Origin of the sequence: Niabella pedocola (assembly GCF_021044425.1) — a bacterium.
Taxonomy (GTDB): domain Bacteria; phylum Bacteroidota; class Bacteroidia; order Chitinophagales; family Chitinophagaceae; genus Niabella; species Niabella pedocola.
In genome coordinates this window covers 93,602-109,111 of record NZ_JAJNEC010000008.1, presented here as the reverse complement: position 1 = coordinate 109,111, position 15,510 = coordinate 93,602, and the positions used below count along the sequence as shown (strand labels likewise).

Annotated in this window: 13 protein-coding genes and 1 tRNA gene; 11 read left to right on the top strand and 3 right to left on the bottom strand. The window is 47.4% G+C overall.

Annotated features, from left to right (window positions below; translation table 11 throughout):
* Nucleotide 1 precedes the first annotated feature (1 nt).
* On the top strand, nt 2-442 hold the full coding sequence (locus LQ567_RS24980; RefSeq protein ID WP_231008652.1) for a hypothetical protein: 441 nt from the start codon (nt 2-4) through the stop codon (nt 440-442).
* Nucleotides 443-1,213: 771 nt separating this feature from the next.
* Here the strand turns inward: LQ567_RS24980 and LQ567_RS24975 are convergent.
* A tRNA-Arg gene (locus tag LQ567_RS24975) sits at nt 1,214-1,287 on the bottom strand.
* Between the two features lie 307 nt (nt 1,288-1,594).
* On the opposite strand from LQ567_RS24975, the gene LQ567_RS24970 reads away from it, so the two are divergent.
* The 6 genes from LQ567_RS24970 (at nt 1,595) to LQ567_RS24945 (ending at nt 6,923) form a co-directional block, all read left to right on the top strand.
* Nucleotides 1,595-3,013 carry an anthranilate synthase component I family protein gene (locus LQ567_RS24970; RefSeq protein WP_231008651.1) on the top strand — a complete coding sequence of 473 codons (1,419 nt, stop codon included), beginning with the start codon at nt 1,595-1,597 and terminating at the stop codon, nt 3,011-3,013.
* A 148-nt stretch (nt 3,014-3,161) separates the two neighbouring features.
* The gene (locus LQ567_RS24965) at nt 3,162-3,731 is read left to right on the top strand and encodes an anthranilate synthase component II (RefSeq protein WP_231008650.1); all 570 of its coding nucleotides are present in this window, start codon (nt 3,162-3,164) and stop codon (nt 3,729-3,731) included.
* Nucleotides 3,732-3,816: 85 nt separating this feature from the next.
* Entirely contained in the window at nt 3,817-4,809 is a 993-nt protein-coding gene (gene trpD, locus LQ567_RS24960) for an anthranilate phosphoribosyltransferase (RefSeq protein ID WP_231008649.1), read from the top strand.
* Between the two features lie 116 nt (nt 4,810-4,925).
* Nucleotides 4,926-5,714: an indole-3-glycerol phosphate synthase TrpC gene (gene trpC / locus LQ567_RS24955; RefSeq protein ID WP_231008648.1), complete on the top strand. Its 789-nt coding sequence runs from the start codon at nt 4,926-4,928 to the stop codon at nt 5,712-5,714.
* Nucleotides 5,711-6,346, top strand: a complete 636-nt coding sequence (locus LQ567_RS24950) for a phosphoribosylanthranilate isomerase (RefSeq protein ID WP_231008647.1) — start codon at nt 5,711-5,713, stop codon at nt 6,344-6,346. The genes trpC and LQ567_RS24950 overlap by 4 nt, the downstream gene beginning before the upstream one ends.
* Nucleotides 6,347-6,452: 106 nt before the next feature.
* Nucleotides 6,453-6,923, top strand: coding sequence for a GNAT family N-acetyltransferase (locus tag LQ567_RS24945; RefSeq protein ID WP_231008646.1), 471 nt, complete (start codon nt 6,453-6,455; stop codon nt 6,921-6,923).
* 66 nt (nt 6,924-6,989) lie between these two features.
* On the opposite strand, the gene LQ567_RS24940 is transcribed toward LQ567_RS24945, so the two are convergent.
* Nucleotides 6,990-7,187, bottom strand: a complete 198-nt coding sequence (locus LQ567_RS24940) for a hypothetical protein (protein WP_231008645.1) — start codon at nt 7,185-7,187, stop codon at nt 6,990-6,992.
* A gap of 259 nt (nt 7,188-7,446) precedes the next feature.
* Here LQ567_RS24940 and LQ567_RS24935 point away from each other — a divergent pair, with 259 nt between their 5' ends.
* The 3 genes from LQ567_RS24935 to LQ567_RS24925 all read left to right on the top strand — a co-directional run bounded on the left by LQ567_RS24935 (nt 7,447) and on the right by LQ567_RS24925 (nt 11,228).
* Nucleotides 7,447-9,273, top strand: coding sequence for an OmpA family protein (locus LQ567_RS24935; protein ID WP_231008644.1), 1,827 nt, complete (start codon nt 7,447-7,449; stop codon nt 9,271-9,273).
* 156 nt (nt 9,274-9,429) lie between these two features.
* The gene (locus LQ567_RS24930; RefSeq protein WP_231008643.1) at nt 9,430-10,338 is read left to right on the top strand and encodes a vWA domain-containing protein; all 909 of its coding nucleotides are present in this window, start codon (nt 9,430-9,432) and stop codon (nt 10,336-10,338) included.
* A gap of 143 nt (nt 10,339-10,481) precedes the next feature.
* Entirely contained in the window at nt 10,482-11,228 is a 747-nt protein-coding gene (locus LQ567_RS24925) for a lysophospholipid acyltransferase family protein (RefSeq protein WP_231008642.1), read from the top strand.
* Between the two features lie 258 nt (nt 11,229-11,486).
* Here LQ567_RS24925 and LQ567_RS24920 read toward each other — a convergent pair whose 3' ends face one another.
* Nucleotides 11,487-14,315 (bottom strand): putative LPS assembly protein LptD, encoded by a 2,829-nt coding sequence (locus LQ567_RS24920; protein ID WP_231008641.1) that lies wholly within the window; start codon nt 14,313-14,315, stop codon nt 11,487-11,489.
* Between the two features lie 158 nt (nt 14,316-14,473).
* Here LQ567_RS24920 and LQ567_RS24915 point away from each other — a divergent pair, with 158 nt between their 5' ends.
* Nucleotides 14,474-15,490: an N-acetylmuramoyl-L-alanine amidase family protein gene (locus LQ567_RS24915; RefSeq protein WP_231008640.1), complete on the top strand. Its 1,017-nt coding sequence runs from the start codon at nt 14,474-14,476 to the stop codon at nt 15,488-15,490.
* The last annotated feature ends 20 nt before the right edge of the window (nt 15,491-15,510 follow it).

Genomic DNA, 15,510 nt, shown 5'->3' with positions numbered 1-15,510 from the left:
TATGACTATATACTTTACATTTGAGAACTCCTGGGATATCGGGGACAAAATAACGATAGCTCATGTTATTGAAGAAGAATTGAATTTGTTTATAAAAGATCGTTCTTATAGTGCGGATCTGGAAACTTTATATATATGTCTTTTTTGTATGGGCCCTGATTTTGGATCCTTTTTTAAAAAAAGAAAACCTAAGTATACTCCGGAAAGGAAGGAATATATTTATAAGGGTGTTCAGCTTGTAAAGGAGGCTAAAACCTACGAGTATGAGCTGAGACTAGACTATCAGAAGTATTTAACAACTGAGAATATTAAACCTCACTTGGCAAATGATATAATTAATTCCGTTAAGGATATTTTAGATTGTAAAAAAATAAAGCAGCTGGACTTGACTAGATTTCAAAAGGACCTGAGCGATTTTTTCCATTTAGTTAAATGGATATAATCGAAATTGGGTCGTACTACTAACGTAGTCTGCATTCAAGCCTGGAGTGATAGCCGGCCTGTGCAATGCTGTTATTTTGGGATTATAGCGTTTTTATTTATTACGCGTCGCGTCTTTTTATAAAATGGGAGTGCGTTCAGAGACATACCATCGCTTGACTAAAAGTTTTGGAGCATCATATTTTGATTATGTGTACAGGCAGGCTCTTCAGAAGGAGAAAATACCGTGGTTATTCTCGTTTTTGGCGAACAGGGGACATTTTGGCTGCGTTTTAGCTTATTGGAAATCTATTACTGTTCAGGTGTTGCTATACCTTTCTTGGCCTGAATAAGGTCAAAATGGCATTGCAGATTGACTTCTATTTAGAAGCTTTTTATTTATTTGCCTGTGATTTGGAGCAGAGGCTAACGCTTGCTTGTGATGTTGTCCCAGGAGTCTCAAAAGACTTTACCGTCAGTAGTTATCCGGATATAGATGGGGGATTTTGCCGTCTTTAGTGGCTTTTTTACCTTTCAGGTAAAATAAGATGCTTAATGTTTGATTCTTCGAAATCATATAAAAGGATTTTAACGTTAAAAAATTACGCTGACATTCCCCCTCAGTATGCATTTGTATGGAGGGGCCTACGAAGATAGGTCTCCTTTTAGGCCCCCGGAAGGCCCCCTTTTTCCTTTGAAGTGTTTTAATGTAGTTTAAAATGCATTTTTTGTCAAAACGCTTGTTGGGACTGCATTTTGCACAAAAAAAGGTGCATTTTGTAATGCACCTATGTGATCCGGATTGGATTCGAACCAATGACCTACTGCTTAGAAGGCAGTTGCTCTATCCAGCTGAGCTACCGGACCAGATCTTTGCTCTTTTATGATCTACTACTTAGAAGACAGCGGACCTTTCTTCAGAAGATCAAAGAATGGGCGCAAATATAGATTAAATTTACCTGTTTTTAAAAAACATTGCCGTCAAAACCGGAAAAAATTTGCTGGTATTGTTTTTCAAATTTATATTTGCTTCAAATGAATAATTTTAAAAATAACAATTGGTGGTGGCATAATAACTCTTTCAAGGGGCGTTAATGCTATTGTCCATGTTGTAACAATATAGTTGAACCCCGGTACTCACCGGGGTTTTTCTTTGATCGAACGAAAATAAATTATGCAAAAAATAAAGATCCAAACAGAAGTACAATCGCTGCTGGCGGATATTTTTACGCCGGTGGGTATTTATTTGCGCCTGCGCGACCGTTTCCGGGATACCATCCTCCTGGAAAGTGCCGATAACAATGCCACCAATAACAGCTGGTCATTTATCGGGGTAAACGCCATCGCCGGCATTGAAATGATCTCGGGTGATACTATCGACCTGAAATTGCCGGGCCATACGGCGGAAAAGATCCGGCTCTCCGGCAGTCAAAAGATAACAGACGTGCTGGCCGACTTTATGAGCCGGTTTGAGGCTGCGCCCGGCGAGCGCAGGGAAGCCCGTTATGCACAGGGCCTCTATGGCTATACCACGTACGATGCCATCCAGTTTTTTGAAACCATACCCGGCAGCCGGTTTAAAAACAGCAGCAGCGATATCCCGCTGATGCGCTACCGGTTATATCAATACGTGATCGCCATCAACCATTTCAGGGATGAAATGCTGATCCTTGAAAACAAAATAGCGGGCGTGGAGAGCGAACGGGCGGCATTGCAGTCCCTGATCATGGGCCGGGATGTTCCGGTGTTCCCCTTTCGCAAAGAAGGAGCGGAAGCATCGAATATGTCGGATGAAGACCACCGCGCAATGGTACGTTCCGGTATCGCACACTGCCACCGGGGGGATGTATTCCAGATCGTGCTAAGCCGCCGCTTTACACAAAAATTTACGGGTGATGAATTCAATGTATACCGCAGCCTGCGCAATATCAACCCTTCGCCCTACCTGTTCTTTTTTGATTATGGCGACTATAAATTAATGGGTTCCTCGCCCGAATCGCAGCTGATCATCAACAACGGTAAAGCCACCATCCATCCCATTGCAGGTACCATCCGGCGTACCGGTGATGATAAAACCGATGCGGAGCAAACAAAGACGCTGCAGGCGGATCCGAAAGAAAATGCGGAACATGTAATGCTGGTAGACCTGGCCCGTAATGATCTCAGCCGCGGCTGCGGAGAGGTACACGTAAGCCATTTTAAGGAACCGCATTATTATTCGCACGTGATTCACCTGGTGAGTGAAGTAAACGGAACGGTATACCCGCAAACGCATCCCTTCGATCTTTTTGGAAAAACCTTTCCTGCCGGCACATTGAGCGGCGCACCAAAAATAAAGGCCATGGAACTGATCAGCCAGCTGGAGCCTACGGCACGTAGTTTTTACGGCGGTGCCATCGGGTTTATGGGCTTCGACGGCAGCTGTAACCAGGCCATCATGATCCGCACGTTCCTAAGCCGGAACAATACCCTTACCTGCCAGGCCGGGGGTGGTATTGTGGCGGCCAGCAATCCCGAGGGCGAGCTGCAGGAAGTAACGAATAAACTGGGGGCATTGAAGAAGGCCATTGTGGAGGCGGAGAAGATCCTGTAAGCAGTTTATGAACCCGGCTGCAGCACACAGGGCATCCCCGTTGCGTCGCACCCTTGAACGGTGGTGCTTATGGCAGCCTGAGCAGTGAATGGTCGATAGTGAAGTGGGCTTTCGTTAAATAAAAAATTAAGAAATCAGAAATTCCGATATGAAATTACTCGTTTTTGATAATTACGATTCGTTTACGTATAACCTGGTGCACATGGTGGAAAAGATCCTGCATCAAAAAGTGGATGTGTTCCGGAACGACCAGATCCCGCTGGAGGAAGTAAAGCAGTATGACAAAATTATCCTGTCGCCGGGGCCGGGCATCCCGGTAGAATCCGGCTTACTGCTGCCGTTGATAAAAGAGTATGCACCCTCCAAATCGATATTGGGCGTGTGTTTGGGCCAGCAGGCCATCGGTGAAACATTTGGCGGCACGTTGTATAACCTGCCCCAGGTGTACCATGGAGTAGCTACGGGTTGTACCATCATCAAGCGCAGCGGCAACCTGTTCCATAATATGCCGGACCGGTTTGAGATCGGCCGCTATCATTCCTGGGTGGTATCGCGTGATAATTTTCCGGAGGAACTGGAAATTACAGCGGTCGACGATCAGGACATGATCATGGCCCTGCGACACAAAACCTACGATGTACAGGGGGTGCAGTTCCATCCGGAAAGTGTGCTGACTCCGATGGGCGAAACGATCATTCGCAACTGGCTGGAACAGTAATCTGATGATTTGAAAATGAACCTAAAGCAAAGCTGCCCGGTAGCAGCGAACCTATAAAGTCCTGTAAGGGCGTCATATTTATAAAATGAAAAAAATATTATCCCTGTTATTTGAACATAAAACCCTTGACCGGGCCACCGCCAAGGATGTGCTGGTAAACATCGGCAAAGGTGTGTATAATGAACATGAGGTAACGTCTTTTATGACGGTATACCTGATGCGCAGCATTACCCTGCAGGAATTGCAGGGCTTCCAGGATGCCTTGCTGGAGCTTTGCCTGCCGATGGAATTTGACGGAATGGATACGGTTGATATTGTGGGTACCGGAGGTGACGGAAAGAATACATTCAATATCTCCACGCTGTCTTGCTTTATTGTAGCGGGTACCGGGCAAAAGGTAACCAAACATGGCAATTACGGAGCGTCTACCATCAGCGGTTCTTCCAATGTGGTGGAATCGATGGGGTATAAATTTAAGAACGACAATGCCGCGCTTCGCCGGGAACTGGAAGAAGCCCATATTTGTTTTTTACATGCACCGCAGTTTCACCCGGCGCTGAAAAATGTAGGCCCGATACGAAAGAACCTGGGTATACGTACGTTCTTTAATATGCTGGGCCCGCTGGTAAACCCGGCATTTCCGGCGTTCAGCATTATCGGTGTATATAACCTGGAAATGGCACGCCTGTACAATTACCTCATGCAACAGCAGTCCAAAGATTTTGCCATTGTACATGGATTGGATGGGTATGATGAAATTTCCCTGACGGGCGATACTAAACTCATTACGGCAAAAGGCGAGCAGATCTTATCTGCAACAGAATTGGGGGGTATGGAAGTAAAACCGGAGTCGATTAAGGGGGGCGATACCATAGAGGCCGCTGCCAGGATCTTCTCCGATATCATACAGGGAAGCGGAACACCGGAGCAGGAAGCCGTGGTACTGGCAAATGCTGCGGTGGCGCTGCAGGTAACGGGTATTTATCCCAACTATGCTGACGCCTTTGAAGCAGCAACAGAAAGCCTGCGGTCGGGCAGGGCCTATCAGTGCCTGCAGCGGTTGATTGCGTTGCAGTAGCTGTGGTGCGCCTTTCGCTTTTAGCAATGAGCCCGGGCATCCGGAACCGGGTGCTCACATCGAGTATAAAACGAAATCTAACCTGGAACGTTAAACCTTAAACCTGAAACAATAGTATGAATATCCTGGATACGATCATCGAATATAAAAGAAAAGAAGTAGCAGAAAGAAAGGTGCATACTTCTGTGGCGCAGCTGGAACAAACGGATGCGTTTGGTGCGCCGGTGCGTTCGCTGGCTGCCTCCTTGCAGGCTCCGGATAGCACGGGGATCATTGCCGAGTTTAAACGGAAATCGCCTTCGAAGGGATTTATCAATAAGGATGCCGATGTAGCCACCATTACCGGCGCGTATACAAAATTTGGTGCGGCAGCATTGTCGGTACTTACAGATGAAGCCTTTTTTGGCGGTTCATCTGCGGATCTTATCGAAGCGCGGAAAAATGCCATTCCTGTTTTGCGGAAAGACTTTATTGTGGATGAATACCAGATCGTGGAGGCAAAATCGATGGGCGCCGATATCATTCTTTTGATCGCGGCCTGCCTTACGCCGGCGGAAGTAGAACGGCTGGCGGTATTCGCCAGCTCGCTGGGACTGGAAACCATACTGGAGCTGCATGCGGAGGAGGAGCTGGAGCATGTTTGTGCGGCCACGAAAATTGTGGGCATCAATAACCGGGATTTAAAAACATTTTCAGTAGACATTGAGCGCAGCCTGAGAATGGCTGCAAAGATCCCTGAGGATAAAATAAAAATAGCCGAAAGCGGTATTGATAAAATTGAAGACATCCTGCTGTTTCGGGAAAACGGGTTTAAGGGCTTCTTAATCGGCGAGTATTTCATGCGCCAGGAACATCCGCCGCTGGCATTTGAAGCATTTGTAAACCGTTTAAAAGAAAAAGCATGAGCCGGCCGCTGGTAAAGGTTTGCGGAATGACGCAGCTGCAGCAGGTAGCGGAACTGGTGAAGCTGGGAGTGGATTATGCCGGGTTTATCTTTTATGCACCATCTCCCCGGTATGTGGGTACGAAGATCGATCCGGAAGCACTGAAGCTGCTAACCGGCATAAAAAAAGCCGGGGTATTTGTAAATGCACCGGTGGAAGAAGTACTGGAGAAAATAGCCACTTACGGGCTGGATATGGTACAGCTGCATGGCGAAGAATCACCGGAGTATTGCAGCCGGCTGCAGGGCATGGTGAAGCTTGTAAAGGTATTCAGGGTTACGGGGGAAGAAGATCTTGCGTTGATCACAAAGCCTTATGTACCGGTTGCAGATGCGTTTTTGTTTGATACAAAGGCGGTGGCCTATGGTGGCACCGGCAAAAAATTCGACTGGTCGGGTTTACAAAAAGCAAAACTGGAACGTCCGTATTTTTTAAGCGGCGGCATCGGCCCGGATGACATTGCAGAGCTGCATTCATTTCTAAAGAATAATCGTGTATATGCCCTGGATGTAAACAGTAAGTTTGAAACAGCACCGGGTATAAAGGATATGGAATTGCTGGCTGCCTTTTTAAGCAAACTGGCTACCGTATAGTACCCTCAAGCCGGTTGCACGCAACGGGGTATGATTCACACTGCTGGTATATTCCGGCATGGCCAGAGAATGTATGCTGCTACAGAATCGTGAAAAACATGTATTCATGCTATACATCAGACCTGTAACAAAGATGGAGCTGCCTGAATTGCTGCGTTTGCAAAAGCGTTGTTATGTATCGGAGGCTGCTATTTACAATGATTACGCGATTCAGCCATTGCGGCAAACACTGGAGGAGCTGTGCACCGAATTGGAGCAGGGTTCGGTTTGCCTGGTTGCCTGGCAGGAGCAAACAATCATCGGTTCGGTAAGGGGATATGTGAAAGATGCTACGGGGTATATCCATAAACTGATCGTGGCGCCGGAATACCAGAACCAGGGCATCGGGAAGCAACTGATGTATCAAATGGAGACGGCGCTGGCCCCTGTTACACGCTATGAACTATTTACAGGAAGTAAGAGCGTTAAAAACCTGTTGCTTTATCAAAAGCTGGGTTACCGTGCTTTCCGGGAACAACCGGTTAATGATCAGCTAACCCTTGTTTTTCTTTATAAGCAATCCGATCCCGACATATAGCTTCTTATAGCGTGCTTTGCGTTTCATCCCTGAATCGCAAGTTGCGAAAAGCTCCGGGATGGGCTCCTATGCCGGATGACTGCTCAGCGGATCCCTGCGTTTCTCCTGTTCTTTGCGGTTTGTTTTTACCGCAATGGGCGCAAGGAAATCCACAGGGGTCGTTATGGCCCCCGGAGTGTTCATAATTGCAATGTCTTTTAAGCGCTCGAAGTTTTTGCGTTTGCCACAAGCCAGCAGCGTTTTGTAGCGTGCTTTGCATTTCATTCCTGAATCTCAATTTGCGAAAAGCTCCCGGGTCGGATCCTGCCGGATCACTGTTCAGCGGATCCCTGCGTTCTTCGCGGATCCCTCCGTTCTCCTGTTCTCTGCGGTTTGTTTTTACCGCAATGAGTGCAAAGCCCCGCAAGTGCTATCTGTACAGGGTAACATTCCCGGACCTCCATTTTTTTTATTACAGGGGTAACAAAAAAGAAGATCGGCGGATATAGTATAAAACAACAACCATCATTTAAAATTTTATACTATGCAAACGAAAATTCTAACCCCGGTCTGCTGGCACCGGCCGCTCGCTTCTCAATCGATCCTTTATCTTGTTTTTGCAGTATCCTTACTGCTGATAAGCCTGGTAAACGTTGCGCAAACCCATCCCGTGCAACAGGAAGACCGGTTGCCGTCCAAAGGGTTCCGCTTTGGATTGAACGGTGGCTACGACCTGTTTCCGGATTACAAAAACAATACGCCTTATATCCGTTATAAGGGCGGTCTGAGCGCGGGCGTTACGGCCGGTTACTACTGGAAATGGCTCAGTGTAGGCGCCGATGTAGATTATATCAAAAACAGTCCGCAGAACAAATACCCCACGGATTCGGTTTTTGATCCGGTCAACAATGTACTGATCACTGATTTTGCCTTAACAAAACAGGACATCACCCGTGTTTTTTATGGCGTTGGTCCTGGTGTGCATTATACCGATCGCCAGGGCAGGTTTGCTGTGGAACTGAACGGAAGGGCCGGGGTTGCTTCCATCAAGGGCGGCGGACTGGCACTTACCGGTAAAAGTGGCTCGATAGCGCAGGTATTGAATTATCATGGCGGGTATAACCTTAACAACGTATTCAGCGTAAAGGGGGCATTAACCGCCCGTTACTTCTTTAACGATGTGATAGGCATGCATATCGGCGCTTATTACCTGCGCCATTTCAAAACGAGAGATGCGGTTGGGCCGGCCGGTTATTCGGCGGCCTACCGGGCTTTTGAGCCGGATGAAAAAGGCGTCCGTTCTTTTACAGAAAAGGACCTGCGGAGGATCGATCAATCCTGCAACTGCGATATCGCGTCCATCGGGGCCTATGCCGGCATCAGCCTTCGCCTGCCTTCCCGTAAAAAAACAAAGACGCCAGCGCCTGTGGTACCACCGGTAGCCACCTGCAATTCCTGCCAGGTATACGCATTGGCTGTTACGGCACGCGATCAATATACAAAGGAAATATTGCCGCACACGGACGTGGCGGTAAAGGATGCCGGCGGCAATGTGATCCGGTCTGGTATAACCAATGCCTTTGGAGTGGTTGTGTTCCAGAATATGACCCCCGGCGCTTATACCATCAACGGAAAGCTGTATGCCGTAGATTTAACTCCCGCGAAGGCGAATGAAACGGAGTTTATTCCCAACGGCACTTTGCAAAAAGAACTGTTGTACACAGATGAAAACTTTATCCTGCAGGGGAACGCAGTGGTATGTAATACCGCAACAGCCTTGCCGGGCGTTACGGTAGTGCTTAGAGACCGGAACAGCTCCGTTGAGAAAAATACACAAACCGATAACAGCGGAGCCTTTTTATTTCATCTGAAACAGAAATCGGAAATAATCGTGTTTGGTCGCAAGGAAAAATATTTTTCGCAAATGGTGAACATCGCCGCGTCCGACTATAACCGCAACACCACCTTATTTGTAAAACTGGAAATGTGTATGGAAGTAGCAGATTGTGATAAAGCGATCCGTCTGGAAAATATTCATTATGACCTCGACAAATATTTTATCCGTGAAGATGCTAAACCCGAGCTAAACCGGCTGGTGCAATTTATGAATGACAACCCGGGTGTGCGTGTAGAGCTTTCTTCTCATACCGATTCCAGGGCCTCACATGCCTATAATCAAACGCTTTCACAAAACAGAGCCGATGCAGCCAAGGCATACCTGATCTCCAAGGGGATTGCCGGAGACCGGATTGTGGCGAAGGGCTATGGAGAAACCCGGCTGTTGAACCGTTGCGCCGATGGGGTAAACTGTTCCGAGGCAGAACACCAGTTCAACCGGCGTACCGAAATGAAAGTCATCTGTCCCAGATAAAAAGCGGCGGGCCTGGCCGGTATTTAAAAACGGCCGGGACCTGCCTTTATCCTGCATTAAGCGTACGGAGAAACCGTTTGACACGCACTAATACATCAACGGTATTTTTTAAGACAAAAACCTTATTTGATTTCCTGATCATTAAAAATCTGAAAAATGAAAAAAGCAACAATATACACGTTTATCAAGCATCCGGTTCCGGCGGTTGTTATGAGCTGTTTTGCCGGAATGGCCCTGTACCTGCTGGCATCCTGCAGTAAAACGGATGCTTGTACCTATACAACATCCGAGCCGGTAGCACAGGGCTGCAATGCCGGTATGGATGTAGCCTTTCTGTTGGATTATACCGGCAGCATGGGACCTGCGATCGACTCTGTAAAAAAGGAGGTAAATAATATCGCCAATACCATTGTAACAGAATCCGGAGGCGATTACCGCCTGTCGTTATCGTTGTTTGATGAATATACAAAGGAAGGCGGCGGCTTCCCGTTGCCCATGTACCTGAATGCTGCGGATTATGTAGCGTTGCCGGCCGGCCAGAAAAAGATCATAACCTCCGGGCCCACCACCAACCAGTACCTCACGATGATGGAAAAATTTGCACCGGCAAATAAAACCACGTTTAGTACCCAGCTGGCAAAGATCAACAATGCTTCGGCAATGAAACTGGGTGCCGGAATCGGGGGACCGGAGCCTGGGGACCTGCTGTTGCATGAGATCCTCAGTAACCAGTTTGCCGGAACCTGGCGCAGCGGCAATATTACAAAACTGGCGGTAATCATTACTGATGCTCCGGCCAGCGGTGATGATGATAATGCTACCGCAGCAGATGATACCTACCTGGATGCCCTGGCCGCCACAGCCAACAGTATGGGGGTTCAATGCATCCTGTTGACCACCTTTAAGGGAAACCCAACCTACCCGGCCAATTATAAGCTACATTTGATTACCAACAATACCGGAGGAAAGGCCTATGAATTTGATAACTTCAATAATATTTCAAAAGAGCTGATTGCAATTATTGAAAATATCTGCAGTCAAACCGGTGGTAAAGGAAGTAGGTAGATCAATCTGCACAGAAGGATAAGGCGCTGATAGAACAATCGGCGCCTTTTTGCTTGCGGGGCTTCAGAAAGGACCGGTTTTACGCAAAAGATTCAAAGCTCCTGAACCAAAAACTGCTATTTTTGATTGTATAATTGCTGAGTATGCAGGTATTTAAAGAAATAGCGGGCAGGGTTTGTGCGGCTTGGGCACTGGTTACCTTTATGATCACCTTCCTGTTGGTGTTACCTTTTGCACTTATTTCTTACCTGTTTTCTGAACCGGCCTCAACCGCCTACTTCATCCGTGTATCCAAGGTATGGATGCATGTATGGTTCTTTCTTATCGGCTGCCGTATCCGTATACGAGGCACGGGCAACTTTAAAAAGGGTATCGGTTATGTGGTTACCTGCAACCACAATTCTTTGCTGGATATCCCCCTGTCGTCTGCATTTATCCCCGGTCCCAATAAAACCATTGCCAAAAGCAGTTTTGCAAAAATCCCCATTTTTGGCTGGTATTATACAAAAGGTTCTGTACTGGTCGACCGTAAAAGTGAAACCAGCCGGAAGCGCAGCATCGAAAAAATGAAAGCGGTACTCCGGCAGGGCATGCATATGTGCATTTACCCGGAGGGAACGCGGAACCGTACGGAGGCATTGCTGAAGCCTTTTTATAATGGGGCTTTTAAGCTGGCTGAAGATACGGGGCATCCGATTATTCCGGCCGTGATCCTGGGCACCAAGCAGGCGGTTCCCCTGCATAAGCCGTTCTTCTTTTTGCCCCGTACCCTCGAGATCCATTTTTTAAAACCGGTTGAAGTAAACGGAAGGAATACGGCAGCGCTGAAAGAAGAAGTGTTTGGTGTGATGGAATCGTATCTGAGCGCGCATACAGAGGTGGAAAAATGAGGGAACAGGTTACAAGTATGAAACGGACCTGATCTGCAGCCTCAAACTTAAAACAGTTTTCAGTCTTCAGCTGATTGGATCCGGATCACGGATTTGTCTGCTCATCAAGTATAAAACGGATCTAACCTTAAACTTGAAACAAGCTTTAATCCTTAGCGTTCGGTTTGGAGTAGTGAATAGTTAACGGTCGATTGGGAATAGATCATCAAGTATAAACCGAAAGCTAACCTGGAACCTTAAACCTTAAACGTGCAACTCCTAATACCGCGGCCCGCCGTTAAAGAAAGACCGGTTCCGGTTGATCTTCAGGTCCTGCAGCATACCCGATTTGGGGCTGATGGTAAAGTTGTAATATTTGTAAATACCCACCGGGGAAACACTGGCTGAAAACTGCCAGCAATGCAGATCCCGCGAAATGGTAAATCCGACGGTTTGGATCTGTTTGGTTTTAAAATCATACGCACCATTTACGTTAAAGTTCCACTTGGGTGTAAGATTAAAACTTCCGTTGAAATTGGTACTGGAGTTAATTCCGTTACCGGCATAACCTCCGGAGGTAGTGGTAGGCCGGGAGTAGGTAAGCGAATACGAAATATTAATGGACCACTGGGTGTTAAAATCTACAAATTCCGCAGGATTTTGACGCATGTATTCCAGCAGGCGTTGTTGCTGCGACTGTAACATCGGGTCGTTTAGCTGTTTGTTGAGGGCTTCCTCCCGCTGTTTCGCTTTTTGGGGATCCTTGGGTTTGCTCTGGAAGCTGGTACTCATGGTAACGCTGGCATTGGTGAGCGTACCTACATTGAACCTTCCGTCTTCCCAGGCATACTTCGACCAGATAGGGTATCCGTTAGCATCCAGCTTATAAGGCATCAGCGTACCATTGGCACTCAGGTTGATCTTTTCAAACAGGTTGGTACGGAAATAAAGATTAAAGGGTGCCAGCTTGTAAGAGTTAGTATCAGCAAACATATTGTACCCCGAAGTAAAACCAAATCCTTCGATCAGGCGTATTTTTTTAAACCCGTTCTCGTCAACCTTGCTGTCTGAATCCGTACTGGTACTGTCGGAATCTTCTTTCTTTTTTTTCCGGGCCTTTACCTTCATTTCCAGGTTATTGTCTATGCCAAAATTGATACCTCCAAACCGCCGCGGCACATACCGGGGTACCGATTGTGCCCCCAAACCGGCCAGCCGGTCATAAAACACGGTAGAGTATACTTCGGAGGCGTCTCCCTTGCCGCGTATCCGGACTTCCTGGAAGTTATCTTTATTAAGGTCGGGCGTATAGTTTAAGGACAGGGTCGGGCGTATAACGTGCCGGATCGCCTGCACCTGCCTGTTTTTAAACTGGTAGGTACCGTAAAGGGCCGTATTAAAGCTGATACCCATGCTCATTTGCTTGTTCAGTCCGATCCCTTTCCGCATATTGGCGATGACGGTATCATAGGTTATGGTTTGCCCCGCTGGATTCACTATGGTCCGCTGTTCTACATTGTAAGTGGCAACCCGGCTTACAACGTTTTGCGAATAGGAGATAGACGGAGAAATCATCAATGCCCCACCCAGGATGGGCGGCAGGGAAAGGGAGATCGGGATGCTTTGGTTGGCATTCCATTGCGCCGTATCCCACATCCGTGCAAAGGCATTCCGATATTGACTCAACTCCTTAAGCGAATCCTTTTGCCGGTCGGAGTATTCATAGTACGACATGGAGTTCTGGAATCCTGTCTGGAAGCCGATACCCAGCTGCTCGTACCATTTTTTTGAACCGGCGGCATTCTTCTTCTGGAACGGGTAGATGGTATTCACCGTAAACGCCATGTTCGGGAAGTTGAAGGTTACCAGGCGCTGTGCGTTGTTCTGGTTGTGGTTAAAGCTCGCTGTAAAATTAAACGGCTTATCCTGCCAGGTTTTAGCATAGGTAATGGATGAACCGGCGGTATTGTTGGCCAGGTTCAGCAGGTTACTGTTTGGAATATTTTCATTGTACCGGGTAGAGCTCATGTTTACGTTGGCCGAAAAGTTAACACCCGGACGTGAACGCGAATCGGATGAATGTGCCCAGTTAAGCGTATAGGTACTTACCTTGGAAAAATCCGGGTCGCCTCTGAAATTGCGCCGTGTGCGCTGTAAGCCAAAGTTAAAAGAACCCTGGTATTTGTAAATCTTCCGGTAGGAGGGCAGCAGGTTCACCATCCAGCTTCCGTAAGAATAAACGTTTCCATAAACCTGTACATCCCAGTGGTCATCAATTACCTGGTAATAGCCTAGGCGGGAAAGTCCCAGTCCCATCTGGTCGTTGCGTTCAAAAGAGGGCGACATAAAGCCCGAATGGCGCCCCTGTGACAGGGGATAGATACCAAAGGGGAGGTAAATGGGTACCGGAACGGAGTCAAACTCCGGCCGCACAGCCCCGGTAATCGCTAATTTTTTGTTAACGATTTTGGCGCGGCGGGCCCGGAAGCCAAAGTGCGGGTGATCCAGGTTACAGGTGGTAAAAAAAGTACCCTGTCCGTACATGGTGCGGGCATCTATTTTTTTGGCAATTTCGGAGTGCACATACATTTCGCCCTGCTGGGTAATAGTACCTTTGGTGATACCCTGCTGTGTTTTTATATTGTACTCCATGCCCTCACTTTTGTAGTTCTCCTCCCCCTGTTTCATTTCCGCATAATCCGATATTTCACCCGTACTGTCCCTGCCGGCCTTGGCGGTTACAATATGATTGGTTTGATCAATGGCGATTTCCGGGGCCGTCAGGGTCATATCCTGGTATTCGGCCTTCGCCTTCCCGTAAAGGTTGATCTTTTTCGAATCAAGAAATCCTACAATGGAATCCTGGCCGGAATATGTTACTGGTCCGGACAGCGTGTCTTTGGAGATCTTCAGCCGGAACGTATCCGTTTTTGCACGCTTCCCCGTATCTGTTGCCAGTTTGGCAGAATCGGTTATCTTTAGGCCCTCTTTTAAAGGAACGGTGTCTTTTATGGATTTTTGTGGAATGGTGTCTTTTTGAAAAATACCGCCTCTTGCATCCGAAAGCTCCGGAAGAACAAAAGCGGCCACATCTTTTTTACCAGCCATCGATATCATAGCTGTTAGAAAAGGAACAACAAAATAAATTCTTTTAAATTTGCGCATTAGGTTTGAGCCAAAGTACGCGCAAATGTATAAATAACATAGTAAAGATTTTGTGAAGCTTGAAACTAAAATCAGATATTACATCCAAGCCTGAAAAAAATATGAAGAAAAGTATTATTCAGTTTATTCTATTCATAGTTGCAGTAGGTTGTTTTTCCGGTATTTCGGCCCAACAGGGAGCATCGGGGGCAAAATCGGGAGCCGTAAAAACAATCATCGTGGATGCAGGACATGGGGGAAGCGATGTGGGCGCGGAAGGCTTGCAAACCAATGAGGCCTCCATCACCCTGCAGGTAGCGCGAAAACTGGCCACCGCCCTGCGAAACCAGCTAAAAGGCATCAATATCCTAGAAACAAGGACCACATCCGCACTGCCGGGCGGGTTAACCAATTCTGTAGCCGCCAACCGTTACCGGGCAGATTTTGCCAACCGGAACAACGGTGACCTGTTTATTTCGCTGCATTGCAATGCGGCGGGCCGAAGACCCGGAGGCTGGTATATAAAAAAAGTGATCGGCCGGGAAGCACATACAAAAACGGTGACCGTAGGGAAGGGGAAAAAGAAAAAGAAAGTTAAAAAAACCTATTATGTCAATAAATACGAGGATGTATGGGTAGAAAATAAGGCAAGAGGCACCGAAACTTATATCTGGGCCGTGGGGAAGAACGAGCAGAAGGTGAATTCGATGAAGAATATTGATGATGAGGATAAGGATTATTATAATGAGGAAACGGGCGACGGTGCGGATGCGCCCCCGCTTCCGGATGTGAATGATCCCGCCGAGCGGGTGCGGATGCTGATCTATGCACAGAACTATTTCCGGAAAAGCTATTCGCTGGCTGCACTGGTTGAAAAGAATTTTATTGCCGGCGGACGGCTTAGCCGCGGTGTACAGCAGCGGAATCACAAAGGCATCTGGGTGCTGCAGGCTACCGGAATGCCCAGCATCCTGGTTGAAATGGGCTTTATCAGCAACAAAGAAGATGAAGCATACCTCATGAGCTCCGAAGGACAGGAAGAAATTGTGAACAGCATACTCGCCGCTGTTAAAACATATATTGAAAAATACAGCACTGCTGCGCCGGGATCTCTGGCGGTTGCAAACAGGGCAGAATAAGGGGTTACAGATCGGTGATT

Coding starts and splice junctions, on each gene's coding strand:
- LQ567_RS24915 (WP_231008640.1), top strand. CDS start 14,474: ATGAAGAAAAGTATTATTCAGTTTATTCTATTCATAGTTGCAGTAGGT.
- LQ567_RS24945 (WP_231008646.1), top strand. CDS start 6,453: ATGCTATACATCAGACCTGTAACAAAGATGGAGCTGCCTGAATTGCTG.
- LQ567_RS24965 (WP_231008650.1), top strand. CDS start 3,162: ATGAAATTACTCGTTTTTGATAATTACGATTCGTTTACGTATAACCTG.
- LQ567_RS24935 (WP_231008644.1), top strand. CDS start 7,447: ATGCAAACGAAAATTCTAACCCCGGTCTGCTGGCACCGGCCGCTCGCT.
- trpD (WP_231008649.1), top strand. CDS start 3,817: ATGAAAAAAATATTATCCCTGTTATTTGAACATAAAACCCTTGACCGG.
- LQ567_RS24980 (WP_231008652.1), top strand. CDS start 2: ATGACTATATACTTTACATTTGAGAACTCCTGGGATATCGGGGACAAA.
- LQ567_RS24925 (WP_231008642.1), top strand. CDS start 10,482: ATGCAGGTATTTAAAGAAATAGCGGGCAGGGTTTGTGCGGCTTGGGCA.
- LQ567_RS24940 (WP_231008645.1), bottom strand. CDS start 7,187: ATGAAATGCAAAGCACGCTACAAAACGCTGCTGGCTTGTGGCAAACGC.
- trpC (WP_231008648.1), top strand. CDS start 4,926: ATGAATATCCTGGATACGATCATCGAATATAAAAGAAAAGAAGTAGCA.
- LQ567_RS24970 (WP_231008651.1), top strand. CDS start 1,595: ATGCAAAAAATAAAGATCCAAACAGAAGTACAATCGCTGCTGGCGGAT.
- LQ567_RS24950 (WP_231008647.1), top strand. CDS start 5,711: ATGAGCCGGCCGCTGGTAAAGGTTTGCGGAATGACGCAGCTGCAGCAG.
- LQ567_RS24930 (WP_231008643.1), top strand. CDS start 9,430: ATGAAAAAAGCAACAATATACACGTTTATCAAGCATCCGGTTCCGGCG.
- LQ567_RS24920 (WP_231008641.1), bottom strand. CDS start 14,315: ATGGCTGGTAAAAAAGATGTGGCCGCTTTTGTTCTTCCGGAGCTTTCG.